Below are 25,864 nucleotides of genomic sequence, written 5' to 3' on the forward strand. Positions count from 1 at the left end.
TAACCGGTGTGGGGACGGAGGCCCGAGGTACGCCGCTGCAGGCGACCCTTGCCCCGGGGGCTCCACCCCAAGGTGCGGTCTAGTCCGAGGTGACGCCGAGGAACTGCCTGAACTCAGAAGTACTCGGCCTTCCGAACAGTTCCTTCGACGATCCGGTTTCATGAACGAGACCTTTGTACATAAACACGGTCGTTGTCGCGACGCGTCGGGCGAACTCCATCTCGTGTGTCACAAGCAGCATGGTCATTCCCTCTGCCGCGAGGCGTTCCATCACGTTGAGAACTTCTCCTGTGAGTTCGGGATCCAAGGCCGAGGTCACTTCGTCGAACAACATGACACGTGGCTGCATCGCCAGAGAGCGGGCAATCGCGACACGTTGCTGCTGCCCGCCGGAAAGCTGGTCCGGGTACACGTCGGCCTTGTCGATCAGGCCGACTTTCCCGAGCATCTCCATTGCAAGCTCGCGCGCTTCCCGCTTGGGCGTCTTCTTGACCACGCGCGGCGCCAGCATGACATTCTCGGCCGCCGAAAGATGTGGGAACAGGTTGAAGCTCTGAAAGACGATCCCGACGTCCTTGCGTAATGCACGCAGTGCCGCAGGAGCGTAGCTCATCACGTGCCCGCCTATCTCGATTCGCCCGCTGCTGATGGTCTCAAGGCCATTAAGACAGCGGAGCAGGGTACTTTTGCCCGAGCCGCTCCGCCCGAGGAGAGCCACCACCTGCCCGCGCTCGACGGACAGCGAGATGCCCTTCAGGACCTCGAGTGAGCCAAAGCTCTTCCGCAGATCCTCAACCAGCACGATAGGCATTGAACTGCGCCTCCAGACGGCGAGCTATGAGAGACAACGGATAGCAGATGATGAAGTAAATCGCCGCGACAGACAGGAAGACGGGAAACGGCTCGAAGGTCGCATTGTTGACCAATTGCCCGGCCCGCGTGAGCTCGACCACGCCCACAATCGACACAATGGATGTGTTCTTGATTAGCTGGACAAGGAATCCGACCGTCGGCGGCAATGCAATTCGAACCGACTGTGGGATGATGACGTAGCGATATTGCTGGCCCCTGGTCAGAGCCAGGGAGGCAGATGCTTCCCATTGCTGCAGCGCGACAGACTCGATCGCACCGCGCCAGATGTCCCCAAGATAGCCGCTCGCATAGATCCCCAGGGACAGGGACGCCGCGATCAACGGAGGCAGATCAAACCCCATCGTGGACAGGCCGTAGTAAGCCAGAAACAGCAAGATCAGTACCGGGATACCCTGGACGACCGTGATGTAGCCCGATGCGGCGGTGCGAAGGACGTTGCTCACGGAGACGCGCGCCAAGGCGACCGCGAGCCCGAACAGGCCGCCGAGCGCCAACGCGGCGAGGGAGAGCACACTCGTCCAGCGTGCCGCCTCGAACAGAAACAGGATCTCGTCGGAGCCGAATGGTCGTATCACCGCAGCCCTCCCGGCTCAGCGGCCAGCTTCGCCTTGCGGGGAGCGGTACCGGGCCTGCGGAAAAGGCGTTCCCCGACACTGGCAAGTGCTGACTTGAGCAGGATCGCGAAGCCCAGGTAAACGGCACCCACGATGATGTATACTTCGAAGCTTCGGAAGGTGGCGGATTGTATGGTCGCCGCGGCGCCGCTGAGTTCCTCGACGGAGACGAACGAGCATACGCTCGATGTAAGCATGATCAGAATGAATTGGCTGACGAGCGAAGGCCAAACCTTTGAGACCGCCGGCGCGAGGATCACATGGACGAGAATCTGCGGGCGCGTGAGAGCAAGCGAAGCGCCCGCTTCGATTTGTGATCTATGGATCGACTCGATACCGGCGCGGAAAATCTCCGCTGCATAGGCCCCGAGGTTGATCGTCATCGCGATTATGCTCGCCTGGATGGCGGAGACCCTGACGCCAACCGAAGGCAAGCCGAAGAAGACGATGTAGAGTTGAACGAGGAACGGCGTGTTGCGGATGAGTTCGACGTAGGCGCTGACCAGCCACCTAACGAAGCGCGGCCCCATGTTGCGGGCCATCGCTGCCGCAAGGCCAAGGGCACCCCCCAGGAGAATGGCAGCAACCGTTAACTCAATCGTCAGCCAAAAACCTCGCAGCAGGGCGGGCGTTTCCGCCAGGGCCGGGGCAAACTGAAGTTGGAACAACGCCGCTTCCTCTCGCGCGCACTCCGGGCGAAGCAGACCAGGCGCGGCGCATGTCAGCGCGCCGCGCCATCGGGATCAGAACACCGGCATCTGAGGCAGAGGCTTACCGGTCCATTTCTTGGAGATGTCGTCCAACTCGCCATTTTGCTTGATGAACGAGATCGTCGTATTGAGCCACTGCCGCAGCTCGGGCGCATCACGACGGACGGCGATCGACATGAACTGGTTGAAGAAGGTGAACTTCGGCTCGAACCCGATGTCGGGACGCGCCTTGAGCAGTTCCGTGAAGACTGTTTCAGGAATGGCCACGGCGTCCACCTGCCGCGATACCAGGGACTGCATCGTTGTCGAGTCGTCGTCAAATCGCGTGATTGCGGCTTCCTTGGGGGCGGCGCGTATCAATGCAACCTCCTGTGGCGTTCCCCGCGAAACGCCCACTTTCTTGCCGGCGAGATCCGCCACCGACTTGATCGAACTGCTCTTCGGGGCGATGACGACGAGCTGGAAGGTGCTGTAAGGCATGGTGAACTGAACCGTCCGCGCCCGTTCCGGGGTCGGCGACAGAGTGGCCACGACCAGATCTACCTTGCCGGCTTCCAGCGCGGGGATGCGCGCGGCCGTGGTGTAGGGCACAATCTCCACAGGCAGGCCGAGATACTTTCCGATCAGGTTGGCTGTGTCCACGTCGTATCCGACAGGATTGCCTTTGGCGTCGACGATGCTGAACGGCGGCGCTCCGCTGTTGACCCCGATCCGCACCTTGCCACGCGAGATGACGTCGGACAGCGAATCGGCCCGCGCGAGACCGGGCACGGCGACTGCCATGCCCAGAACGAGCGCCAGAAGCTGCTTGGCTATATGTCTCATCGTTTCCCACTTTCTATTCTTGTCACGACACGAACTCTTCGGTGATGCCTGTGTTGGTCCACCGGAACATCCGCCCCGGCTCGTCGTACACCCGATGCCGGGCGCTATCTGCCCCACGGCGAGCGTGGCGCCAGCAGATCCTCTGGTCGCAGCGCATCCATGGACGACACGAACTCGTACCGCGTCACGTCCAATGCTGCGGTGAAATACTCAACAGGGCGACCTCCTTGCGCGTAGGAAACGCGGTCCACCTCGAAGACATTGCTGCGCAGGGGAAGCTGCAGCAGATTCGCTTCCTCGGCCGTCGCCTCTCGGACAAGCAGTCGTTGCTCGGCGTGGTCCACGACGTGGCCGTATCGACTTTCGAGCATTTGCAACAATGAACCGGAGAGGTCGCTCAGCAACAGATCGGGACAGACATCGCAAGGGATGAAGGAGACCTGGTAGCTCAGAGGCCTGCCGTCGCTCTCATGCAGCCTCGAGATCCGGTAGCAGGGCGCCTCTTCAGGAAGGTGCAGGTAGCGGTTGGCGGTCGTCCAGATACCCTGCGCCACCTCGATAACGCGTGCGCTCGGGCGGTGACCGGATGCCAGCGCATCGTCCGAAAAGAAGCCGCGAAGACGATTGACGTGGTGCTTCAATTTGACAGGCGCCCATCGAAGCCGCCCGCGCGTTTTTGGCCGCCAGATGGTGCCGTCGGCCATCATCTCATCCAGGGCGCGTCGAACCGTTATCCGGCTGACGTTGAACTTCTGCACGATTTCCTGCTCGGTCGGCAGATCCTCGTCCGGGCCATATCGGTCCCGCCAGGTCGCCTCGAGCGCCTGGCTGAGTTGATGGTACAAGGGTATGGGACTGGACGGGTTCAGTGCCGTCGCATGCGGTGCGACCGGGGCCATCGCCGTCGTGGGCCCGCCTTGCGGCTGCTTCCGCCCGATCGGCGATGATGCCTCCTTGCGGGGGGGAGCCGCCCCACGCCTGTCACTCGTTGCGGTCATGCGAGCTTCCAATCCATTCCCGGACACCAGGGCCGTACCACGCGCGCTTGCCACGGAACCGGCGCGCGGCAGGTGTGAGGACAGCGACCGGCCCCCAGCCCTTCAGTGAACATGGCGACCGCCTGCATCCAAACTCATCGTCTTGAGCGAGATCAACGACTTCAGATAGTAGAAGTCGCCATACATCGTGGATTCATCGATCCCCAATCCGTGCGGCAGGTCGGCGGTCGAATGCAGCAGCAATCCGCCGCGATCCGTCTTGTTGCCGCAGGTTGACGCCAGTGCGTGCAGCAGCTTGGAGGCCGCGTCGAAGTACATCCGGTTTCCCGTCACCCGAAACAGCTTCTGGAAGCCGTAGCTTGCGATCGCTCCGGCCGCCGAGTCCTTGGGCTGGTCGTTGCCCGTTGCCTTGAAGTCCCATGGCGGCACGCCGTCAGCTGGCAAGTGATCCAGGAAGTAAGCTGCAACGCGTTCACTTGCAGCGAGATACTCCGGCGCTCCGGTCATCTGCGCGAGGATGCCGAGGCCGGTGATGGCCCAGGATTGGCCCCGCGCCCATGAACTGTCCGGGGCGAGCCCCTGATACGTGTCGCCGCCGCGCGGCTGTCCGCTCGCCGGGTCGAACCTGTAGACGTGAAAGACAGAGCCGTCGTGGCGAAGGTGATTGCGAAGGGTCGTTTCGACCTGCCGGTGGACAACGTCCATCAATCCTGGGCCAGCCCCCCGCTCCGCCGCCCAAACCAGCAGCGGGAGATTCATCAGGGTGTCGACAAGGACCGAGCCGCTCCAGTCTTCGCCGCCGAAGAACCCCCAGCCGGGAATGTATCCCGCTCGGGTATTGAACTGTCCGGCAAGCGCGTAGGCGGCCCGGATCGCGCCTTCGTGGAAGCGCTGCTCGCCGGTCAGTTGCCAACCCCTGACCGCGCTGGGAAAGAACATGAAGCCAAGGTCGTGGTTATGCTTGTCCTCGGCCCGCAATAGCAGCCGATCGGTGAAAGCTGTGGCCGCCTTCAAGGTGCGATCTTCTTGGTCGGTCTTCCAGGCCAGCCAGAGCAGGCCGGCCCAAAAGCCGCCTGTCCACACGCCGTCCGGCGTGCACTGCCACGTCCCGTTCTCGGTGATATGCGGGAAATCGGCTGTCTCCGCGGCGATACCCTTCAGACGGCTCAGGGCCCGAGCAATCGCATCGTCGATCCACAGGCCCATACCCCCCTCCCTCGCGTTCTTCGCTTTCGCCCTTCTAATGTTATGACACCAGGACATGCAAGCAGATTTTTTCTGCACTCACTCCAGGAACTGGCGCCACGTCGGACCTCCATGGGCGCTCCGGTGAATGGAAGCGTATTGCCAAGTCTTAGTGTCATGACTTACACCACTGCCCGAAAACAGGGGAGTGTTGCGTTGACCAAGGTCATGTCGGCCACCGAGGCAGCTCATTTGGTTCGCGATGGCGACACGGTCCTCGTCGACGGTTCAGGCGGTGGTGTGAATGAACCCGGCCTCGTCCTGTTGGCGTTGGCGGACCGGTTCCTGCGCGAAAGCCATCCGACAAGACTGACGATCGTGCATCCGAGTGGCATCGGCGACGGGCAGGGCGGCGGGATCGATTACCTCGCGCATCCGGGCCTCGTCAGCAGAGTCATCGGCGGGCACTGGAACTGGTGTTCCCGCATGCAGGCCCTTGCCACCTCCGAGCAGATCGAGGCGTACTGCCTCCCGCAAGGCGTCATCTCCCACCTTTTCCGCGCCATCGCGGGCGGCAAGCCGGGGGTCTTCACCCATGTCGGCCTGGGAACGTTCGTCGATCCCCGCATCGATGGGGGGAGGTTGAACGCAAAGGCGAAGGATCAGCTCGTCGAGACGATCGAAATTCGTGGGCGAGAATACCTGTTCTATCCGTCCTTCAAGGTTGATGTCGCGATCATCCGCGGCACCACCGCTGATGCGTTCGGAAACATCACCATGGAAGGCGAGGGTCTCTACGCCGAGACGTTGGCCGCTGCGCAAGCCGCTCGAAACTCCGGCGGCCGCGTGATCGCGCAGGTGAAAACCCTTGTGAAAGCCGGCGAGCTCGACCCCCGCATCGTCAAGGTTCCGGGAACGGTGGTGGATGCGGTCGTGGTCAATCCGGATCAGCGTTTATCGTTCCTGACGCAACAGGATCCGAGCCTGACCGGGGCGCTGCGCGTATCGAGCACCGACATACCAGCGTTGCCGCTGAACGAGCGCAAGATCATCGCGCGACGCGCGGCGTTCGAGCTGCATAGCGGCGACGTCGCCAATCTCGGGTACGGGATGCCGGACGGCGTCGCAACGGTCCTGGCCGAGGAGGGATTGAGCGACCACGTCACCTTCACGCTTGAACAGGGCCATTATGGCGGCGTGCCTGCCACCGGGGCCGATTTCGGGATGGCCAGGAATCAGATGGCGATGATCGACGCAGGCGCACAGTTCGACTTCTACGACGGCGGCGGACTTGATGTTGCGGTCTTGTCGTTCGCGCAGGTCGATCCGAAGGGCAACGTGAACGTCAGCAAGTTCGGCGGCCGGATTGCGGGTATCGGCGGCTTCGTCAACATCGCCCAGGGCGCCAAGCGCGTGGTCTTCGTCGGAACTCTGCGGGCGGGGAAGCAGACGGTCAGCATCACCGGAGATGGCATCTCCGTGCAGCACGAAGCGAAGTCGCCCAAATTCGTCTCGGCGGTCGAGCAGATCTCCTTCGGCGGCGCTTATGCTCTTCAACGCGAAGTCCCCGTCACCTACGTGACCGAGCGCGCGGTATTCGAGTTGGCGGAAGACGGCCTGGTACTCACGGAAGTGGCGGCCGGCCTTGATCTTGAGAGAGACGTCCTTCAGCAGATGGAGTTCAGGCCCCGTATCGCCGCGGCGTTGAAGACGATGGACGCACGCCTGTTCGCCACGATGCCGATGGGCCTGCAACTGGCGCCGCGCCCTGCCGGCACGGAGCGGTACTGATGACTCTCCTCGTCCAGGACAGGGACAAGGCGCCCGGCGTCCTCCTGCTCACACTGAATCGGCCGGAACGCCATAATGCGCTCGGCCGGCCGCTTCTCATGGAACTGGACCAGACGCTACAGCAGATTGCCAGCGATGAAGGCGTTCGCTGTGTGGTGATTACCGGCGCCGGTGATCGCGCGTTCAGCGCCGGTGCCGATATCAATGAACAGACCGGCTTCACGCCGGAGCATGCCTACGCCCACATGCGATGGGGCCAGGATATCTTCAGCCGGCTGGAGCGGCTTGCCAAACCCACCATCGCGGCGATCAATGGCTTTGCTTTGGGTGGAGGCCTGGAACTGGCGCTTGCATGCGATCTCCGCACCGCAAGCGAAGCGGCCCAGCTCGGCCTGCCCGAGGTAACGCTCGCGAGCCTCCCGGGATGGGGTGGCACCCAACGGCTGCCCAGGCTTATCGGCGCGTCCCAGGCCAAGATGATAGCGATGTCGGGTCAGCGCGTTCAGGCCGAACGCTGTCTTCAACTCGGACTTGTGAACGCCGTCTATCCTCACGCCGAGCACTTGACCAAGACCCTGGACCTCGCTGCACAGATCGCGTCGCACACGCTCGATTCACTCCAGGCCATCAAGCAGGTCATCGATGACGGCCTCGTCGGCAGCCTGGCCGGCGGCATGGAAGCTGAAGCGCGGGCCGTGGCACGACTGTGGGGGACACCCGCCCAAAAACAAGCGCAGAAGGAGTTCTTTTCAAGGCGAACAGGAAAAGCGGCGACATCAGCCTCTTAGCGGGCGACGGAAAAGCAACCATCGGCGACGGCGGCGGAGGACTCGCCGCCGTGGTGGAAGGCCGCAGCGCCCTGGCCCCTCCTCCTTGTCCTGCCCCTACAAGATGCCGTACTTGGCGTAGACTGCGCCAAGAGAGATGCCGGCTTGCAGGTCGGCGAGGGTTTTGCGTTCGCCTTTGAGCTTCTCATAGGCGGCAGCCAGGGCCTGGGCTTCCACTTGTTGCGGAACCACGACAACGCCGTCGGCGTCGGCGACGATCAGGTCGCCGGGGGCGATGCGTACGCCGGCGCATTCCACCGGCACGTCGACGGCCATGATCTTGCCGCGGCCTTTGCTGTCCAGCGGCCCGATGCCGCCGTGGAAGACTGGGAAGCCCATGGTGCGGATGGCCTTGATGTCGCGCACCATCCCGTCCATCAGCGCACCGGCGGCGCCGCGGACCTTCGCGGCCGTGCTGAGCAGTTCCCCCCAGGGGGCGATGCGCCCGGTCCTACCACAGGAGAAGACGGGGATCTGGTCGGGCTGCAGGCTGTCGATCAGCCTGATTTCCAGGTCATACGGGTTCTCGTCGGGCTCGACCTCATACACGTCCATGAACAGGGCGGTCCGTGCCCGGCCGACCATGACGCTGGACTCGTCGAGCGGGCGGATTGCCGGCGGCAGCGCCTGGTTCATGTAGCCAAGGGAGTCCAGCACATCCGAAACCAGGGAAGCAAACAGCTTGCTGCGGATATCCTGAAGATCGGCCAACGTTGTCCTCCCTTGCGCATGTTCTTGCGGGAGCTTGATCACCCCCGGTTGCGGGGTCAAGCTGTCCGGGGAAATGGGGGCCCGGGGAATGATTGATCCGCATACCGACCGCGTGTTGATTACCGGCGCGGCCGGTGAGATCGGCAAGGCGCTGCGGTCGGGATTGCGGGCCGAATGGCGGCATCTGCGGCTGACCGATATACGGCCGATCCCTGATCTTGCCGCGAATGAGGAAGCGGTGATCGCCGATATCGGTGACCGCCCGGCACTGGAGCGCATGATGCAAGGCGTCACTGCACTGGTGCACATGACCGGCGCCCCGGCCGAGCACGACCTTGAGATGCTGTTCCGGGTGAACGCGCGGGGCCTGTTTGACATGTTCGAGGCGGCACGGCTGGCCGGCGTGCGGCGGATCGTGTTCGCCAGCAGCAACCACGCCTTCGGCTGCTATCCGATCGAGGAGCCGGTGACGCCGGCCCACCCGGCGCGGCCGGACAGCCTGTATGGCGTGTTCAAGGTGCTGGGCGAGACGATGCTGCGGTACTATTTCGACCGGCATGATATCCGCTCGGTGTCGCTGCGCATCGGCACCTACCGTCGGCTGCCGATCGACCAGCGTTCGCTGGCGACATGGCTGAGCCCGCGCGACGTGGTGCAGCTGGTGGAACGGTCGCTGCGCCATCCCGATCCCGGATGCCTGGTGGCGAATGGCTATTCCGCTAATACCCGGATCAAGGTGCGCGATCCCAACTGGGACTTCCTGGGCTACCGCCCGGTGGACAATGCCGAGGACCATGTGGAGATGCTGCGGGGCATGGGCGTGGATGTCGATGGCGCGTGGGAGTGGCCGGAGCATGGCGGGGCGTTCGCGCGCATGCCCGAGCGGCCGGCGCGGGCGTGAACACGGCGTCAGCCCTTCAGGCCGGTCAGCGCCATGTTCTCGATGATCCGCCGCCGCAGCAGCAGGAAGATGGCGAGCATGGGCACCACGCTGACCACTGAGCCCGCCATCAGCTTGCCGGTGTCGCTGCTGAAGCGGAACTGGAAGGCGGTCAGGCCCAGCTCCATGTTGAACAGCAACTGGTCGTTGGCGATCAGCAGCGGCCAGATGAAGATCCCCCAGCCCTGGATGAATGCGAAGATGCCGACCGCCGCCAGGGCATTGCCCGACAGCGGCGCGATCACGCGCCGCAATATCCACCACTCGCCGGCGCCGTCCACGCGCGCCGCTTCCATCAGCTCGCTGGGGATGGCCGATGCGACGTGCTGGCGCATCAGGAAGATGCCGAAGGCCATGAACAAGTAGGGCAGGATGATGCCCTGATAGGTGTTGATCCACTCGATCGAGACGAGCTGCAGATAGAGCGGGATCATGTACGCCTCGAACGGCACGATGGCGGTCGCCAGCACCAGCGCGAACAGGAACTGCCGGCCGGGGAAGCGGTATTTCGCGAACACGGCGCCGGCCACGAGGGATGTGGCGGCCACGAAGATGGTGGCGACGCCGGCGATGAACACGCTGTTGAGGAAGAACCGCCCGAACGGAGCGGTTGCGAAAGCGCCGGTGTAGTTCTCCAGGCTCGGCGCCTGCGGCAGGAACACCGGCGGCCACCGAGCGATTTCTGGCGCCGGCTTGAGCGACGTCGCAACCATCCAGATCATCGGCATGACCATGACCAGGGCGCCCGCCATCAGCACGCCGTGAGCCAGGAGGGTCCCGAGGCGCGCGGCAACGCGGCGGTGTCGGCGGCGCGCCATCCTACGCCTCCTTCGCGGGATCGTTGCGCACCAGGCCGAACTGGACGACGGTGAGGCCGAGCACGATCAGGGTGAGCGTGACCGCCTCGGCCGAGGCGTAGCCCATGCGGAAGAACTGGAAGCCGTTGGTGTAGATGTCGAGCACCAGCATGCGCACCGCTTGCCCCGGGGCCGACTGCGAGCCCAGCGTCATCACATAGACCTGGGTGAACACGTTGTAGGCGTTGATCGTGGCGGTCACGAGCACATAGAGCAAAATGGGCTTGAGGAGCGGCAGCGTGATGCGCCAGAAGCGCTGCCAGTCGGACGCGCCATCCAGCGCCGCGGCTTCGAGATATTCGTGTGGGATGTTGCGGATACCCACCAGGAACAGCACCAGATTGTAGCCGATCACCTTCCACACGCCCATGATCACCAGGGCCCACAGGGCGATGTCGGGATCGGTGAGCCAGGGCACCGCGGGCAGGCCGACCAGCGACAGCCCGTAGTTCAGGATGCCGTAATTGTAGTCGTAGATCCATTTCCAGGCGATCGACATCGGCACCAGCGGCGTGATGACCGGCAGGAAATAGACGGTCTGGTAGAACGCCGAGAGCCGGCCGGGGCGGCTGAGGAACACCGCCAGCGGCAGCGCCAGCACCGTGCTGAGCGCCACCGTGGAGAACGAGTAGATGGTGGTGTTCTTGAGCGCGAGCAGGAAGTTCTCGTCGCTCATCAGCGTTACGTAGTTGTCGAAGCCGACGAACGGCTTGCGCGGGCTGATCAGGTTCCATTTGTAGAAGCTGAGCAGGAACCCGAAGCCGATCGGAATGATGCGCACGTACAGGAACAGCGCCAGTACCGGCAGCAGGGCCACGTAGCAGAACAGCGGTATGCGGGCGCGGCGGAGGCGCCTGCGCAGCCGCAAGGCCATGCCGTCCGCGGGCACGCCGACGGCGAGCGGCGTGGCTTCGGCGCCGCTGGCCATGGGACTACCTGGTGCCGTAGAGGTCGGCGTCCTTGAGGATCTGATCGGTCTGCATCGCCCATTTATGGACGGCGTCCGCAACCTTCTGCGGGTTGTCCTTCAGCGTCGGGTCCACATAGGCGCCCGGGAGCTGGTCGGCGAGGCGGCTCTCGATCTCGTTCCAGGGGGACAGCACCGGCTCCAGGTAGAACTGGATGTCCTTGGGCGGCGTCACGAAGCCTTCGTATTGCGGGGTCTGCTTCAGCAGCGGCGACCAGTCCACGTCCTGGCGGGCCGCGACCCAACCCGACTTCATCGTCAGCAGCACGCTGTTCTCCGGGTTGGTCAGGAACCGCATGAAGTCGTACGCGGCCGGCATGTTGCGGCTCCTGCCGCTGACATACAGCCCATCGTGCTGCAGCAGGGTCTTCTTCGGGCCGCCTGCGGTCCAGGCCGGGATGGGATAGACGCCATATTCGAGCGCGGGGTTCTTCTGCTGGATCTCGCCGATCACCCAGGCTTCGCGGAACAGCATCGCGGTGTTGCCGGCGACGAAGGCGTCGGCATCATGCTGGACCTTGGGGTCGTCGACATGGTGCACCTGCACGGCGTCGATATAGTATTTCAGCGCGGCGCGGCCGGCTTCGTTGTCGTAGCCCTGGTGGTATTTCCCGCTCGGCGTGCGCACGATCAGCGACCCGCCGGCCGGCTCGAGCACGAAGCGGAACTTCTCGGCGATGCCGCTGCCCTGGCCGGACAGGCGCAGGCTCATGCCGCTGCGAATCATCTTGCCGGTGCTGTCGAACTTCACCAGCTTCTTCGCGTCGTCCATCATTTCGCCGTAGGTATCGGGCGGGCCGGCGATGCCGGCCTCGCGGAACATCGCCTTGTTCCAGAACATCGCGGGCGTGCTGAACAGCAGCGGCAGGCCGTAGGTCTTGCCGTCGGTGGTGAACTGGTCGACGCTGACATCCTTGTAGGCGCCGCTGCGCAGCTGCTTGTCGACCTCGGGCGGATTCGGCTTCAGCAGGCCGGCCTCGATGAAGCTGATGCTGAGGATCTGGCCGACATCGAACAGGTCGGGGCCGGTGCCGGTGGGCATGGCGGCCGCCAGCTTCTGTTCGTGCTCGCGCAACGTGGTGCTGAACACCGTGACCTTGGTGCCGGGATTGGCCCTCGCGTAGGCGTCGCCGACGGCCTGGTACCAGGGCACGAGCTCGGGATATCCGGTCCAGACGCTGAGCGTGACGTCGGCGGCATTCGCGCTGTGGCCGGCGAGGCCGGCCGCGGCGGCTCCGGCCGCAAGCTTGAGGGCGCTCCGCCGGCCGACCCATGGCCCCGTGGAATTTGCGTCGCCGGACGTCGCGCCATTCGGCTTCGTCGTGTCCATCTCGCACGCCTCCCCGTTACAGGATCGGAAAACTCTACGCCTCGGGGAACGTTCGTTGCAACGCCCCGGGTGGAACGTCGTGCGTGGCGCATATTCCGCTCGCAAGAATGCCCGTGCTTGGGTTTACTTGGACAACCCAACGGAGGCGGTAATGACAAGAAATGCCAACCCCTATCTGGCGCTGGGCGTCAGGCCCTTCATCAACTGCTGCAGCGTGCGGACCGTCTTCGGCGGCAGCCTGATGCTGCCTGAGGTGCGGGCGGCGATGGCCGACGCTTCGCGGCAATTCGTCAACCTCGACGAGTTGATGGAGGCGGCGGGGGCGCGTCTGGCGGAGCTGACGGGGGCGGAATGGGGCATCGTCACCTGCGGCAGCGCCGCCGCGGTGGCGCTGGCAACCGCAGCCTGCGTGGCCGGCAACGATCCCGCGAAGATGCTGCGGCTGCCGTTCACCGAGGGGATGGCGAACCGGGTGATCATGCCGCGCAACCAGCGCTTCGTCTATGATCAGGCGATCCGCATGATCGGCACGCATATCGTCGAGATCGATGACCGCGCCGGCCTGGATGCGGCACTGGCCGAGCCGGTGGCGATGGTGGCCCTTCTGGGCACGCACGAACATCTGTCGGGGATCAGGCTGGAGGAAATCGCCGCGGTGGTGAAGCCGCGCGGCATTCCAATCCTGGTCGATGCGGCATCGGAACACCTGGAACGGCCGTCGCCGTGGCTGGTGCGCGGGGCCGACCTGGTTGTCTACAGCGGCGGCAAGTTCCTGCGCGGCCCGCAGACCAGCGGGCTGCTGCTGGGCTCCAAGCCGCTGGTGCAGGCAGCCTGGCGCAATTCCTCGCCACACCAGGCGCTGGGGCGGCCGATGAAGGTTTCGAAGGAGGATGTGGTCGGGCTGCTGGCGGCGGTGGAGTACTGGTTCAACGATCGCGACGCGGCGGCCGAGCGGCGGCGTTGGCGCGACGACGTCGAGACCATCGCCCGCAAGCTCGCAGGGGTGGCGCAGACGGAGGTGCTGGAGCCGACTGGCGTGGAGCGGGTGCCCCGGCTGCTGGTGCGCTGGGATCCGGCGGAGGTCGGATTTGACGGTGTGGGCCTGCGCCAGCGCCTGCTGGACGGCACGCCACGGATCGTGCTGGACGATATGTCCGCAACGTCGGACTCGATCGCGATCGAGCCGTTCAGCCTGCAACCCGGCGAAGCGGCCGCCGTGGGCGACGCCATTGCCGCGGCCTTGGCCGCCGGCGCGCGAGCGACTGCGGCGGCGCCGCCGGCAACGGGGCCCGGGCCGGATGTGGCGGGCGAGTGGGAGTTGCGGGTGCGGTTCCTGCACGGCGAGCGGGTGCACCGGCTGCGGATCGGCCGCAGCGGCAGCGAGCTGACCGGGCAGCATCAATCGGCCGAGTTCGATGGGCCGGTGAGGATGCGGCTGACGCCTGCGGGGATCTTTTTCGGCTTCGACCTGCGCTATGAGGGCAACACGATCGCCTATCAGTTCGACGGCCGGGTGGCAGCCGACGAAATGGGCGGCACCGTGGTGCTGGGGAGCGCCACGGACCACCACCAGGGGGTGGTCGGCCTAAGCCAGTTCGGCACCGGAGAGTGGCAGGCGGTGCGGCTGCGTTGATGCCCGGGGGCAGTGACGGCGGACAGGGCCTGGAACCGGGCCCTGTCCAGCCGCCGGGTCCATTACCTCCTTGAATCGAGAACGCGGCGGGCGATCACCATGCGGTGGACTTCCGACGGGCCTTCGTACACCCGCATGGTGCGCACCTTCTGCATCATCAGTTGCAGCGGCAGTTCCTTGGTCATCCCCATGGCGCCATAGGCCTGCATGGCGTGGTCGATCACATCCTGCGCCATTTCGGTGGCGAACACCTTGACCATCGACGCCTCGGTCCGCACGTCCTGGCCGGCATCCTGCTTGGCCGCCGCGTCCAGCACCATCAGGCGGCAGGCATGGATCTTCGTCGCCGCCTCGGCGATCCACCACTGGACCGCCTGCCGGTCGGCCAGGCGCACCCCGAAAGTGGAGCGCTGCCTGGCGTGGCTGCACAGCATGTCCAGCGCGCGGACGGCCATGCCCGTGCACCAGGCGCCCATCTGCAGGCGGCGGATGGTCAGGCGCAGCTGCATCGGCGCGAAGCCCTGGCCCAGGCGGCCGAGCATCTGGGCCTCGGGCACACGGCAGTCCTCTAACAGCACTTCGTAGGTGCGCTGGCCGCCGAGCATCGGGATTTCGCGCTCGATATGGAAGCCGGGCGTGCCCTTCTCGACGATGAAGGCTGTGATGCCCTCGTGGCGCTTGCCCTCGCCGGTGCGGGCCATGACGATGGTAAAGTCGGCATAGGGTACGCGGCTGATCCAGATCTTGCGGCCGTTGATCACCCAGTCGCCGCCATCCTTCACCGCGCGCGTGATCATGGCCGCAGGGTCGCCGCCGGCGCCGGGCTCGGAGATGGCGATGGCCGATTTCGCCTCACCCCTGGCGTAGGGGTCGAGGTAGAGCCGGCGCTGTTCGGGGTTGGCGGCGGCCATGAGCATGTGCAGATTTGGGGAGTCGGGCGGGAAGTAGAACGGAACGGGGGTGCGGCCAAGCTCCTCGTTCATGCCCATCAGCGCCACGACGGGAAGGTTTGCGCCGCCCAGTTCCGCCGGTACATCAAGGCCCCACAAGCCGAGCTCCTTGCACCTGGCGTGCAGCCGCGCCTCCTCCTCGTCGGTCAGGCCGACCTTCTGGCCCTGGGCCTCGCGGGCGAGCACGGCCGGCTCCAGCGGCATCAGTTCCCGGTCGACGAACTTCGCCACCAGGTCCTTCAACATACGGTGCTCTTCGGACAGCTCGAACATCATCACGTTTCCTCCATATGGGCATCATCCGTTCGGGCACCGCCGGAAACAAGGTTGCCTCTCCACGCGATTCACGAGCCAAGGCGGGTGCATCTGTGAGCGGTGAGGGCGCACGTATTGCCGGACCCGGCGGTGGCCGGTAACGTTACGGACCGGCGGAGATCCTTGCCGTCGCAACTGGAGATTCCCGCTGCTGTGGACCGGGTCTCCGCTATCAACGGGCTGCGCGGCCTGGCCATCCTGGCGGTGCTTTGGCATCACGCCGGCGTCCAGGTCGGGCACATCGACCCTCCCGCTTTGCAGACTCTGCTGGCAGCGGTACTCGCAAGCGGCTGGTCCGGGGTCAATCTCTTCTTCATTTTGTCGGGCTTCGTGCTGTTCCTGCCCTATGCCGAGGGCAAGCGCAGGCTGACGGGCTGGGCGGATGCCTCGGCGTTCTACCGTCGCCGCTTCCTGCGCCTGATGCCGCTGTATTATTTCGCCGCCTTCGTGGTGTTGATCTTGCGAGCGAACGACTTCGCCGCCGCGGCGCATCTACAGTCGGCGAAGGAGTTGTTAACCTTCAGCTACGTGTTCCAGCGTTATGCCTTCATGCCCTCGGCCAATCCGCCGCTCTGGTCGCTGGGCGTGGAGGTGTTGTTCAGCATCGTCTTTCCGGTGCTGGTCATCGGATTCGTCCGGTTCGGCGCGCTGCGGGTCCTGGTTGCGGCCCTGGCGGCGGCGCTGCTGTTGCGCATCGCCGGCCGCATGTGGAACCTGGAGGTGCACGGCGCGCATTTTGTATGCGACAATATCTTCGGTCGTATCGACGAATTCGTCATCGGCATGGCGATCGCACGGTTGCACGCAGCGGGACGCATCCCGGCCTGGGCTTCGTGGCTGTGGGTACCAGGAATCCTGCTGATCCTGCTTGCGTGGACGGGGTTCTACGCCTTCGGCCAGGTTGCCCATGTGCCGATCGTCCCGCTGTCGCTGCTGAACAATATCCTCGATGCCGGTTACGGCGCCATCATGCTGGCGGCGTTGCGGGAGGGCTCGGCTGCCGGGCGCCTGCTATCCTTGCCGGCGTTACAGGTGCCGGGGATGATGTGCTACAGCCTGTATATCTGGCATGTGCCGATCTCCGAGCAGGTCGGGACGAAATACGGAACGGCCGCGGGGCTGCTGATGACCGTTATCGTTGCCGCATTTACCTATCGCTACATCGAGTTCCGCAATGTCGCGAACTGGCGCGCATTATTCCTGTTACCGTCAGCGAAACGGGCCAGCACGGCCTGATCGTGCCTGGCGCCGATCCGCGCGCATCATGCCGTGGCGCCGGCGCGCCGCAGGCCGATGAGGGTGCCGAGAGGGCGAGGAAAGCAGAATGCCTCCGCAATCGCCAGCACCGTCCAGGTCTCGAACCAGGGCACGTAATTGTTATGAACGGCGTTGCCCCCGGCCATCACCAGGATGGTGATGACCGCGAAAGTGCTACAGATGTGCGGCTCTCGCCCAAGCGCGAGGCGCAGCGCCAGGATCCCGATCGGAACCAGCAGTAGGGCCCGCGCCACCAGAACCAGGCCATGCGGTGCGCCGAACACCCAGGAATCCGTGTCGGGTTCCATGATAGCCCCCCATAGCATGGCATTGTTCACGAAGCCGCGCGCATCCAAAACGATCCACGGCAGCATCCAGATGGCGCACGCGGCCACGAAAGCCGCCAGGGCGCGCCATGACCGCAGCATCGGCAGCAAGATGAGAAACAGGGCAGCCGGCATGATCTTGCTGCTGACGGCCAGAGCCAGTGCCACGCCGGCGACGGCCGAATAACCGCGCATCGCCAGCAGCAAAGCCGAGAAGCCGAACAGCAGGGGCCACACATCGGTGGCCGTCCAGAACATGAAATAGAAGCCGATCATCGGGTCCAGCATCAGCGCGGCGAGCCCCAGGCCGGCCCCCGCGAGACCGGCGCCAGCCGAATACAAAACCAGGGCGAGCACCGCGAACAAGGCCAGGCAGGCGGTGCCGTTACTGAGCGGCACCGCCGCCGGACCGGTCAGCTTTCCGAGCGCGGCCGTGATCAGCAGCGGAACCGGCCCGTATTTGTAGCCAAGCAGCGCGGCCTCGCGCCGTGCCACGCTTGGTGCATCGGCGTGCGGCGCTGGCAGCAAGGCCGCACGGCTCGAAGGATCTAACGAGAGCAGATAGCGTTCGAGTTCCGGTTCAACCGCGTCCGCGGCTATCATCGGTCCAATCCCGGCCGCCAGGCGCTTGGGCAAGCGGGATTTGTACGAGGTATCGTCGACCAGCGCGCCGCGGGCGTAGGGGTTCTCACCTTGCCACAAAAGCCGTGCGGCGACCCAGGTCGTCCGTCCCTCGTCGAGCCGGATGCGGTTGGTGTGGTTGGCAGCATAGGCCGCCTGCCGGATGGTGCGCACCGCGAGCAGCGAAGTTGCGAGCAGGACGGCCGCGAGTGTGACCCGGATGACGGCGCCGCCGGGCAGGCTGCGCGGCTCCGCCGGGGCACAACGACGCAAGGCAACCACGAACAGCAGCATCAGTGCCAGCAAGCCAAGCCGGACAAGGCCGTAACCCCAGTAGAATTCGCCGAACAGCGCAAGCGAGGCCTCAAACAGTGCCAGGCAAAGAGAGTAAGGGAGAGCGCCGGTTGGCAGTCGCAGCGTCACCGTGTCCGCCATGTGGGTTGTACTGGTTCAGTACGCCGTCCGAATTTCACCCTAATTGCTGCGCCGCGCCCCATGCGAGTCGTTCAACGGCTCTTGGACGATGATGTTATACTGGTGTGCTGGATCGCGGCCATACCGCGCGCCTGCGCCGCCGTCACCTATGGGCTGACGGGGTGGTGACTTGCGGCACCGGCGCCGCTAGGCTTCGGCATCAAACAGAAAACACGAAGAGAGGCAGACATGTCGCTTGCCAATACCCCCGATCCCGAGGCCCGGAAGGCCGTCGTCCGGCAAGACCTTGGCAATGTGCTGCACCCGATCGTGCAGCACAAAGTGCTGGAGCAGCAGCAGATCGTCGTGACCTCGGCGCAGAACTCCACGATCGTGGATGCCGACGGGACGGCCTATCTCGACGCCATGGCCGGGCTGTGGTGCGTGAACATCGGCTACGGCCGTACAGAGCTTGCCGCGGTGGCGGCCGAGCAGATGCAACAGCTTGCCTACTACCCGCACACGGCAATGAACGTGCCGGCCGCGGCATTGGCCGAGAAGATCAACGGGTTGCTGGGTGGCGACAACCATATCTACTTCGTCAACTCGGGGTCGGAGGCCAACGAGGCCGGGTTCAAGATCGCGCGCCAGTACATGAAGCAGGAGCATCCCGGCGAGTTCCGCTACAAGACCATAACCCGCTATTTCTCGTATCACGGAACCACGCTGGGCACGCTCGCGGCCGGCGGCATGGGCGAGCGGAAGACGAAATTCGAGCCGCTGAGCGGGGACTTCATCCATGTGGCGCAGCCATACTGCTACCGCTGCCCGTTCGGCCTGACCTATCCGTCCTGCGCGCTGGCCTGCGTGAAGAACATGGAAACGACGATCCTGGGCGAAGGGCCGGAGACGGTCGCCGAGATCATCGTCGAACCCATCATGAGCGGCGTCGGCGTGGCGGTGCCGCCCGACGAGTACCTGCCTGAAGTCGAGAAGCTGTGCCGGAAATACGGCCTGCTGTTGCACGTGGACGAGGTCATCAACGGGTTCGGCCGCACCGGCAAGATGTTCGGACACCAGCATTGGGGCATCTCGCCGGACATCATCAGCATCGCCAAGGGCATTTCGAGCGCTTATCTGCCCATCGCTGCCACGGTGGTGAAGAACCACGTGTTCCAGTCGTTCTATGGCGACGCGTCCGACAACCGGCAGGTGGCGCAGGTGAACACCTATGGCGGGCATCCCGCCGCAGCCGCGGTGGCCCTGCGCAACATCGAGATCATGCAGGAAGAGCGACTGGCGGAACGTGCCGCGGAGATGGGCGCCTATCTGATGGACGGACTGCGCGGCCTGATGCACCACCCCTGGATCGGTGACGTACGCGGCAAAGGCCTGCTGGTGGGCGTGGAACTCGTGCTGGACCGCCAGACCAAGGAGCCGGTGACGTCGGCGCATATCCAGAGCGTGGTCGATTTCTGCCGCAACAACGGCGTGATCGTCGGGCGCTCGGGCGGCGGTCGGCGTTACAGCAATACCATTACTCTGTGCCCGCCGCTGGTGATCACCCGTGGCGAGATCGACCGCATCGTGGAAGTGCTCGGCCAAGCGGTGGCGTCGCTGGGGCGGCAATTGGCCAGCGCGGCCTGAACCGACCCCCACGTTGCGCATCAGGACCTGATGCGCAACGTGCGGCGGTTGGTCCGACGCTCGGCTGCCATGCGTGTCTCAGCGTGTCACCCCATCCTGCCCATCGGGCCCAACAGCAACTCGTCGGCGATCGACTTTTGCGCATCGCTTAGAACGCCGTAGAGCGCCTTGCCGGCTGCCGTCGTGGCCTTGATCGCATCCAGCCGCGCAGACATGATCTGCAGCATGGTATCGGCGCGCGCCGGGAATGTCGCCGGCATGCCTGCCTGCAGGACCTTCGCCATAGCCTCCTGTGTGGTCTTGGCGCCGTCGCGAAGCGCCTGGGCGAAGGCATTCCATTGCGGCAACTGCGCATCGGTGATCGCAAGTTCCGCCTTCAGAAATGCGATGCGGCCCTCGATATGGTCGAACGGCATCATCGCCATGTCGCCGGGCATCATCCGCATCATGGGCATCATCTGGCCCATGCCGCCACGCATCATCCCGTTCATGTCCATCATCGGCATCGCCCCGGTCTGACCGGCCGTTGGGGACATGGGAGCGACCTGTGCAACCCTGCCGGCGGAGTTGCCGGAAAGATGGGCGGCATGGTCCTGCGCAGTCTGCGCATGAGCCAGGGCAACGCCACCGAGCATGGCGGCTGCGAATGCGAGGCGGAAGATGGTGATCATTTTGCGCTCCATTGTCTGGGTGCGGCAGTCTCCTGCGCGTCGCTACGCAATGCGGGCATTGCGGGCATTTCTCCATAGGTGCGAATCTAACGGGTTGAGGCGACGTGGGACCATGTGATTCGTATAGGGGATGCATCGAGCATCTTTGGACGATGGCCGTTGATATATGGGCCTGGCAATTGTCGTTGCGTGGCACGGCCGCAGCGGCCGACGCAGCCAACTGTCAGGTGATTACCGTCTCAGCACAGGAAGCTGAACCTGAAGGACTATAATCAGGCGTTTGCCAAGTTGCATGAATAGCTGGCAGCCAAACCATCTGCGCGACCACTTTGCCGGCAGGTTCGAATGGTTCTCCCGTCTGTCAACATGGTTCCGGTCGGGGCTCCTGGCTGGCTCGGCGCCGCGGCGGCTCAGGTCAGGAGTTCGCTGAATTGCAGAAGCGGCTTGATATTGGTGAATTTCGGGATATCGCCCATCACCTCCTGCCCGTGCTGCGCTACGGCTTTCTCGAAGTCGGATGCCGACGGGAACGTAAGATGGGCGATGGCCAGGTATGCAGGCTGCCCACCACCAGGCGCCCCAGTTCCCCGCAATACCCGGATGTCGCGCACGCCGAACGCGGTCCAGAGGGACTGCACCATCGGGATATGTGTCTTCATGTAGTAGTCGAAGTCAAAGGCCGTGTCATCCTCGGTGGGATACATGACGCTGACGACGAACATGGTGCTCTCCCTGGTTCATTGGCCGGCCCCTCGGACCGGGACTTCTTCATGTCGAACGCCTGTCCGGCCGCTTTCGGTCTGATGCTGGTCACTGCCGCGCGATGGCGCAGCCGGCATCAGTTTCGAATGGCGCGCGACAGATTCCGGGCCTTGTCGAGGTTCTTCGCTTCACCAAGATCCGCCACTCCTGTCAGCCGTGCAGAGGCCAAATCCGCACCGGTAAAGTCCGCTCCAGCGACGTGGGCGCCCTCGAAATCGGCGCCGGCCGCTTCCAGGCCAATAAGCTGCGCCCCGGTGAGGTTTGCTCCTTTGAGATTCGCAAACTCCACAACCGCGCGCGAAAGGTTCGCACCCGACAGATCCGCCCCTTCCAGATTCGCCGATGTCAGCACGCCGCGCATCAGCCCCATGGACTGGTTGCGCATGTCGGCGCTGAGGTCCGCGCCCACCAGCTTCGCCCGCGTGAGGTTCGCCCGCGAGAGGTCGCCGGCGATGCGGGCGCCACTGAGATCGGCGCCGTCCAGCCTGGCGTCTTGCAGCTGCGTGCCAAACATCCCCGCGCGGCGGAGGCTCGCTCCTCGGAGGTCTGCCTTCAGCATCCAGGCCTGGTCGAGTATGACACCGTCCAGCCGCGCACCGCCCAGCTTCACCCCATTCATGCGGGCGGCCCGGAAGCTGGTGCGAGTGAAGTTCAGGCCGGAAAGATCCAGCCCGTTCAGCCTCTTCCCGCTGAAATCGGGGGCGTGACCCGGCTGAGCCGCCTGCAGCACGGCTTCAATCTCGGCTCGCGTCATCTCGGCCGTCGTCATGGCCGGCGAGCTCAAGTCCAGGAATTTCAACAGATCCTGCGCCTCAACTGGCCCGGCGAGCAAAAGCGCAACCAGCACGGTGGCGCCTACCTCACGCCACGAAGGCATGGCCCGCCCGGCGACAACGCCTGACTTGGCGCGGAAGACAAGCTCGTTCTCCAACCACGGTGTTGACCAAATATGCGCGTTCATTGCGAGGGCCCGCCTCGGCGGCAAGATGCCACGTCGGCGTCGCGAATTTCGAAGATCAGGTCCCGCGTCAGGTCGACGTCCCGCTTCACGCAAATGTGACCCTTGCTGTCGACCAGCTTGACGTCGAACTTGCCGCGGGCGATCCCGGTCAGTGACAGCCGCTCCGACCTGTCCAGGGACTTGTCCTTGTCGTTCAACGCCTGGTTTGGTCCCCAATGCTCGGTCCCCGCCGGGGCGAGATAGACGCCAGCAAAATCGGTCGTCGTGGTCAGGTTATAGGCAAAGAACCTGTCGGCGGCCGCCGCGTTCCCGGCGGTGCAGGCAACGCCCAGCAACAGCGCAAGCCGCAAAGCACGAAGCAAGACCATGACGTCTCTCCCAGCTCCGTTGTCCACCAGCCTATGCTGCCGGTGGCGCGCGGGGCAATCACGGTGAGGCGGCCGGCCGATCCTCGCCGGTACCCAGGAACGGGAACCGCAGGAGCAGCGTCTCCCGCATGAGCGCGACCGCCGCACCATCCGTCGCTTCCGGCACCGCGAGGTCGGCCGCCAACGTGGCAGGATGGCCGAACAGCACCAGCACACGGTCCGCGACTGCCAGTGCCTGGTCCAGGTCATGCGTCGCCAGCAGCACCGTCGCCCCCCGCCGGCGCGCCCAACGCGCCGTCATCGTCGCCAATGATGCCCCGAGCTGTGGATCCGTTGATGCGAACGGCTCGTCCAGCACCAGCAGATCCGGTGTGACCGCAAGCGCCCGCGCGAGCGCCGCCCGCCGGGCCATGCCAAGCGACAGCTCTCGCGGCATGTGGCCCCCCCCACCTGACAGGCCGACCTCGTCCAGCAATGTCGGAATGTCGGGCGCGGGCACCCCGTCGGTTGCCACCAGGCGCAGGTTATCGGCGACATTCAACCACGGGGCCAGCCGCGGCTCCTGGAAGACAACGCCAATGCGGCCGCGCCCTCGCCGCACTCGTCCAGTGAAGGCGGTGTCCAGCCCCAGCACGATTCGCAACGTCGTCGTCTTGCCGACGCCGGATGGTCCGAACAGGGCGATGAATTCTCCGGGGGCGGCGCGAAACCGGACTTCGCGCAGCACCGTCGCCTGTCCGGCGTGAAAAGTCTTCGCCTCAATGCAGACGTCAAGCGCCACGTCGCCAGGCATTGGCCCGTTGCTCCCAAGGCTGCAGCAGCGCTGCCTCCACCACCAGCATGATCACTGCGAACACCAGGCCATAGGCCAGGATGCCCGCAACGTTAAAGTTCTGAAAGAATAGGTTCAGAGCAAAGCCAACGCCGTTGGGCCGCCCCAGCAACTCAACGACCAGAACGATCTTCCACGTGACCGACAATCCCCCACGGCCCGCCGCCGCGAGATAAGGCGCGAGTTGCGGCAGTATGATCCACCGGAGGCGCCGCAGCCGTGGCAGACGATAGACGAACGCCACCTCCTCCAGCGCCGGATCGAGCGCGCGGGCCCCCTCGCGGACTGTCACCATCACCGTCGGTGCCTTGACGATTGCCACCGCCAGCACCGCCGCCACCTCATTCAGCCCGACCCAGATATAGACCAGGATGACCACGACCAGCACCGGCAAGTTCAGCGCGATGGTCAACCACGGATCCATCAATGCGTTGGCCCGTGCCGAACGTCCGGCAAAATATCCGGCAACACTGCCCGCCGCCATGGACACGCCGAACGCAACTACGACACGCAGCAGCGTGGCACCGATGTCTCGAGGCATGTCGCCGTCCAGCAGCGCGGTCCAGGCCACTCGCAGCACCTGTGCAGGCGAGGGCAGGAACTGCGGGGACGCAGCGAGGCGGGCGCCAATCCACCACAACACTGCGAACCCTGCCAGCGATACGAAGCGCCCGCCGACGGGCCACGAGAGGTTCGCCCAGCCCACCTTGCTCCAATTGGCAGTCGCCAGATTCGTCTTTGCGCCGCTCTCCGTCGTCACCGTCAGCCTTCGCGATCCGTGGCGCGCCAGAAAACCCCGGCGGGCAAGGCGTCGACGCCGCCCGTCGCCTTCTCCCCCCCGGTGCGCATCAGGATGTCAAGCAGCAGCTGCGCCGCGGCCTGTTGGGCGTTCACGGAGGGATGGCTGATCCCGGCAACAAAGCGCGCCCGCAATTGCGCGAATACGGTGTCATCTTCGGCGTCCATCAGCCTGCGGAGCGACTGCCACTCCGCATCGGATGTGGCGAGCAGATCCTCGGCTGCCCTGGCCGCGGCAAGGAAGCCATCGATCGCCGCTCGATGCTGCTCTGCCCAGTCCTCATGGAACACATAGCCGATCAAGGGCGTCGTCGCAGGCAGGCCCAGCGCCCCGGAGCAGTCGGCTACCGAGATCACCTCGCGACAACCGGCGGCGAGTAGCCGCGCCGCAAAGTTCCAGAACGTGAGCACTGCGTCGAGCTCGCCTTGTTCGAGCTTGGCACCCAGTAAGGGCGGTGCGCCGTAGACCACCCGGGCTGCGGCGGCGAGGTCGATCCCGGCGATGGAGCGGCCGGCTGCCTGCACAACCAGCCAGGATTTGTCAGTCGGTCCACCAGCCACGCCGAGCCGGCGGTCCCGTAGCTCGCCAAGAGTGCGGATCGGGGCCTCGTGCCGCACCAGCACCCCCCCCGTCGCTGCCGAGAACGGGGCAAAACACAATTTGGTCCCCGCGGCCCGCTGATTGGCCACGAACAGCCAGTCTGCAACGACCACATCAACCGCCCCGGCCATCAAGGCCACCCGGCCTGCATCGGTGTTGGCAAGCAGCGACGTCTGCAGCGCAATCCCATTCGGCGTGTCCAGCGCATGGCGGCGGACGACGTCGGCGATCCACTGCACGGTACCGAACTGGAGGACGCCCAGCCGGACCACCACACTCTCCGTTGCCGTCGCTCTCAGCGCCAAAGCCGGGCCGATGCTGGCAACTGCCGCGCGAAGCCACGCGCGCCGACTGGTCACGAGGTCCTCGATGTTCACGTTCGCTCCCATCCTGCCCTTATATCGGGATATCGGGCGTGGCTACTGCGAGTGTCAGGTTGCGACGGAGCCACATTCTAACTGCACTCCGCCCGCCCGCACGATAGCCTGCCATCTGCACGATATCAGGATCCGCGACAGTCCGGAGTGTCATCATGCGAACGCTGCTTCTTGGCGCCGTCCTGCTGCTGCCGATCACGGCACCGATCGGCGCCGCGGCTTTCGGCGAAACCGAGAACGATTACCCGACCGCCGCCCGCGCCGACTATGTGTTTGGTTGCATGAACGTGAACGGCGGTACCCAGGATGCCCTGCTGCGTTGTTCATGCGCGATCGACGTCATTGCCTCGATCCTTCCGTATGCGCGCTACGAGGCCGCAGAAACTGTGATGCGCATGAGCCACGACAGCGGCTATCTCGGCAGCATGTTCCGTACTGGCCGAGCCCGGGACAATCTGCGAGATCTGCGTGAGGCCCAAGCGGAAGCCGAGGTGCGCTGCTTCTGACGCTTGCGGCTGGCTGACGTCTCCAGACGCTACTGCACTTCGCAAAAGAACAAAACTGCGTGAAGTCCCCACGGCGCCCTCCCATGGACAAAATCGGAAATGCGATCCAGCCTCGCGTGAACATTGGCCAACGCCCTTTTCGACAGCGATCGGCGCCCCTCGTGATCGTCGGTAGCACTGAGGAGTCGCTTGACACG

General features: G+C 64.7%; 26 protein-coding genes. 7 read left to right on the forward strand and 19 right to left on the reverse strand.

What is annotated here, in order from left to right; genetic code table 11:
• Positions 1-79 precede the first annotated feature (79 nt).
• From OL599_RS01420 to OL599_RS01445, 6 genes are all read right to left on the reverse strand, one after another.
• On the reverse strand, positions 80-811 hold the full coding sequence (locus tag OL599_RS01420) for an amino acid ABC transporter ATP-binding protein (RefSeq protein ID WP_264711809.1): 732 nt from the start codon (positions 809-811) through the stop codon (positions 80-82).
• Positions 792-1,448, reverse strand: a complete 657-nt coding sequence (locus OL599_RS01425) for an amino acid ABC transporter permease (protein ID WP_264711810.1) — start codon at positions 1,446-1,448, stop codon at positions 792-794. Before OL599_RS01425 ends, OL599_RS01420 begins: the two co-directional genes overlap by 20 nt.
• Complete coding sequence (locus OL599_RS01430; protein WP_264711811.1) at positions 1,445-2,155, reverse strand: amino acid ABC transporter permease; 711 nt, start codon at positions 2,153-2,155, stop codon at positions 1,445-1,447. The genes OL599_RS01425 and OL599_RS01430 overlap by 4 nt, the downstream gene beginning before the upstream one ends.
• Positions 2,156-2,230: 75 nt before the next feature.
• Positions 2,231-2,980, reverse strand: a complete 750-nt coding sequence (locus tag OL599_RS01435) for a transporter substrate-binding domain-containing protein (RefSeq protein WP_264711812.1) — start codon at positions 2,978-2,980, stop codon at positions 2,231-2,233.
• A gap of 146 nt (positions 2,981-3,126) precedes the next feature.
• Entirely contained in the window at positions 3,127-3,867 is a 741-nt protein-coding gene (locus OL599_RS01440; protein ID WP_264711813.1) for a GntR family transcriptional regulator, read from the reverse strand.
• Between the two features lie 255 nt (positions 3,868-4,122).
• Positions 4,123-5,226: a glycoside hydrolase family 88 protein gene (locus tag OL599_RS01445; protein WP_264711814.1), complete on the reverse strand. Its 1,104-nt coding sequence runs from the start codon at positions 5,224-5,226 to the stop codon at positions 4,123-4,125.
• Positions 5,227-5,382: 156 nt separating this feature from the next.
• Between OL599_RS01445 and OL599_RS01450 the strand changes: the two genes are divergently transcribed.
• On the forward strand, positions 5,383-6,996 hold the full coding sequence (locus OL599_RS01450) for an acyl CoA:acetate/3-ketoacid CoA transferase (protein WP_264711815.1): 1,614 nt from the start codon (positions 5,383-5,385) through the stop codon (positions 6,994-6,996).
• On the forward strand, positions 6,996-7,784 hold the full coding sequence (locus tag OL599_RS01455) for an enoyl-CoA hydratase/isomerase family protein (RefSeq protein WP_264711816.1): 789 nt from the start codon (positions 6,996-6,998) through the stop codon (positions 7,782-7,784). Before OL599_RS01450 ends, OL599_RS01455 begins: the two co-directional genes overlap by 1 nt.
• A 96-nt stretch (positions 7,785-7,880) precedes the next feature.
• On the opposite strand, the gene OL599_RS01460 is transcribed toward OL599_RS01455, so the two are convergent.
• On the reverse strand, positions 7,881-8,576 hold the full coding sequence (locus OL599_RS01460) for an RraA family protein (RefSeq protein WP_264711817.1): 696 nt from the start codon (positions 8,574-8,576) through the stop codon (positions 7,881-7,883).
• Between the two features lie 46 nt (positions 8,577-8,622).
• Here OL599_RS01460 and OL599_RS01465 point away from each other — a divergent pair, with 46 nt between their 5' ends.
• On the forward strand, positions 8,623-9,435 hold the full coding sequence (locus OL599_RS01465; RefSeq protein WP_264711818.1) for an NAD-dependent epimerase/dehydratase family protein: 813 nt from the start codon (positions 8,623-8,625) through the stop codon (positions 9,433-9,435).
• Between the two features lie 8 nt (positions 9,436-9,443).
• Here the strand turns inward: OL599_RS01465 and OL599_RS01470 are convergent, their stop codons facing one another.
• Genes OL599_RS01470 through OL599_RS01480 form a run of 3 tightly spaced genes read right to left on the reverse strand, consistent with a single transcriptional unit; the run spans position 9,444 to position 12,628 of the window.
• Entirely contained in the window at positions 9,444-10,292 is an 849-nt protein-coding gene (locus tag OL599_RS01470; RefSeq protein ID WP_264711819.1) for a carbohydrate ABC transporter permease, read from the reverse strand.
• Position 10,293: 1 nt separating this feature from the next.
• A complete protein-coding gene (locus tag OL599_RS01475) occupies positions 10,294-11,259 on the reverse strand; it encodes a carbohydrate ABC transporter permease (RefSeq protein WP_264711820.1) in 966 nt (321 codons plus the stop codon).
• A gap of 4 nt (positions 11,260-11,263) precedes the next feature.
• The gene (locus OL599_RS01480; protein ID WP_264711821.1) at positions 11,264-12,628 is read right to left on the reverse strand and encodes an ABC transporter substrate-binding protein; all 1,365 of its coding nucleotides are present in this window, start codon (positions 12,626-12,628) and stop codon (positions 11,264-11,266) included.
• Between the two features lie 151 nt (positions 12,629-12,779).
• Between OL599_RS01480 and OL599_RS01485 the strand changes: the two genes are divergently transcribed.
• Positions 12,780-14,261, forward strand: a complete 1,482-nt coding sequence (locus OL599_RS01485) for a PLP-dependent transferase (RefSeq protein ID WP_264711822.1) — start codon at positions 12,780-12,782, stop codon at positions 14,259-14,261.
• Between the two features lie 62 nt (positions 14,262-14,323).
• Here OL599_RS01485 and OL599_RS01490 read toward each other — a convergent pair whose 3' ends face one another.
• On the reverse strand, positions 14,324-15,484 hold the full coding sequence (locus tag OL599_RS01490; protein WP_264711823.1) for an acyl-CoA dehydrogenase family protein: 1,161 nt from the start codon (positions 15,482-15,484) through the stop codon (positions 14,324-14,326).
• A gap of 165 nt (positions 15,485-15,649) precedes the next feature.
• On the opposite strand from OL599_RS01490, the gene OL599_RS01495 reads away from it, so the two are divergent.
• Positions 15,650-16,762 carry an acyltransferase family protein gene (locus tag OL599_RS01495; RefSeq protein WP_264711824.1) on the forward strand — a complete coding sequence of 371 codons (1,113 nt, stop codon included), beginning with the start codon at positions 15,650-15,652 and terminating at the stop codon, positions 16,760-16,762.
• 26 nt (positions 16,763-16,788) lie between these two features.
• Here the strand turns inward: OL599_RS01495 and OL599_RS01500 are convergent, their stop codons facing one another.
• Positions 16,789-18,165, reverse strand: a complete 1,377-nt coding sequence (locus OL599_RS01500; RefSeq protein WP_264711825.1) for a hypothetical protein — start codon at positions 18,163-18,165, stop codon at positions 16,789-16,791.
• Positions 18,166-18,393: 228 nt separating this feature from the next.
• On the opposite strand from OL599_RS01500, the gene OL599_RS01505 reads away from it, so the two are divergent.
• Positions 18,394-19,791, forward strand: coding sequence for an aminotransferase (locus tag OL599_RS01505; RefSeq protein WP_264711826.1), 1,398 nt, complete (start codon positions 18,394-18,396; stop codon positions 19,789-19,791).
• An 86-nt stretch (positions 19,792-19,877) separates the two neighbouring features.
• Here the strand turns inward: OL599_RS01505 and OL599_RS01510 are convergent, their stop codons facing one another.
• The 7 genes from OL599_RS01510 to OL599_RS01540 all read right to left on the reverse strand — a co-directional run bounded on the left by OL599_RS01510 (position 19,878) and on the right by OL599_RS01540 (position 25,161).
• Positions 19,878-20,462 carry a Spy/CpxP family protein refolding chaperone gene (locus OL599_RS01510; protein WP_264711827.1) on the reverse strand — a complete coding sequence of 195 codons (585 nt, stop codon included), beginning with the start codon at positions 20,460-20,462 and terminating at the stop codon, positions 19,878-19,880.
• Between the two features lie 410 nt (positions 20,463-20,872).
• Entirely contained in the window at positions 20,873-21,184 is a 312-nt protein-coding gene (locus tag OL599_RS01515) for an EthD family reductase (protein ID WP_264711828.1), read from the reverse strand.
• 116 nt (positions 21,185-21,300) lie between these two features.
• Positions 21,301-22,185 carry a pentapeptide repeat-containing protein gene (locus OL599_RS01520; protein ID WP_264711829.1) on the reverse strand — a complete coding sequence of 295 codons (885 nt, stop codon included), beginning with the start codon at positions 22,183-22,185 and terminating at the stop codon, positions 21,301-21,303.
• On the reverse strand, positions 22,182-22,580 hold the full coding sequence (locus tag OL599_RS01525; RefSeq protein WP_264711830.1) for a hypothetical protein: 399 nt from the start codon (positions 22,578-22,580) through the stop codon (positions 22,182-22,184). The genes OL599_RS01520 and OL599_RS01525 overlap by 4 nt, the downstream gene beginning before the upstream one ends.
• 31 nt (positions 22,581-22,611) lie before the next feature.
• Positions 22,612-23,280, reverse strand: a complete 669-nt coding sequence (locus OL599_RS01530) for an ATP-binding cassette domain-containing protein (protein ID WP_264711831.1) — start codon at positions 23,278-23,280, stop codon at positions 22,612-22,614.
• 43 nt (positions 23,281-23,323) lie between these two features.
• Entirely contained in the window at positions 23,324-24,145 is an 822-nt protein-coding gene (locus tag OL599_RS01535) for an ABC transporter permease (RefSeq protein ID WP_264711832.1), read from the reverse strand.
• Between the two features lie 2 nt (positions 24,146-24,147).
• Positions 24,148-25,161, reverse strand: coding sequence for an ABC transporter substrate-binding protein (locus tag OL599_RS01540; protein ID WP_264711833.1), 1,014 nt, complete (start codon positions 25,159-25,161; stop codon positions 24,148-24,150).
• Positions 25,162-25,316: 155 nt separating this feature from the next.
• On the opposite strand from OL599_RS01540, the gene OL599_RS01545 reads away from it, so the two are divergent.
• Complete coding sequence (locus OL599_RS01545; protein ID WP_264711834.1) at positions 25,317-25,667, forward strand: hypothetical protein; 351 nt, start codon at positions 25,317-25,319, stop codon at positions 25,665-25,667.
• Positions 25,668-25,864: the final 197 nt, after the last annotated feature.

The sequence above is a fragment of the Limobrevibacterium gyesilva genome (assembly GCF_025989185.1).
Classification (GTDB): Bacteria; Pseudomonadota; Alphaproteobacteria; order Acetobacterales; family Acetobacteraceae; genus Limobrevibacterium; species Limobrevibacterium gyesilva.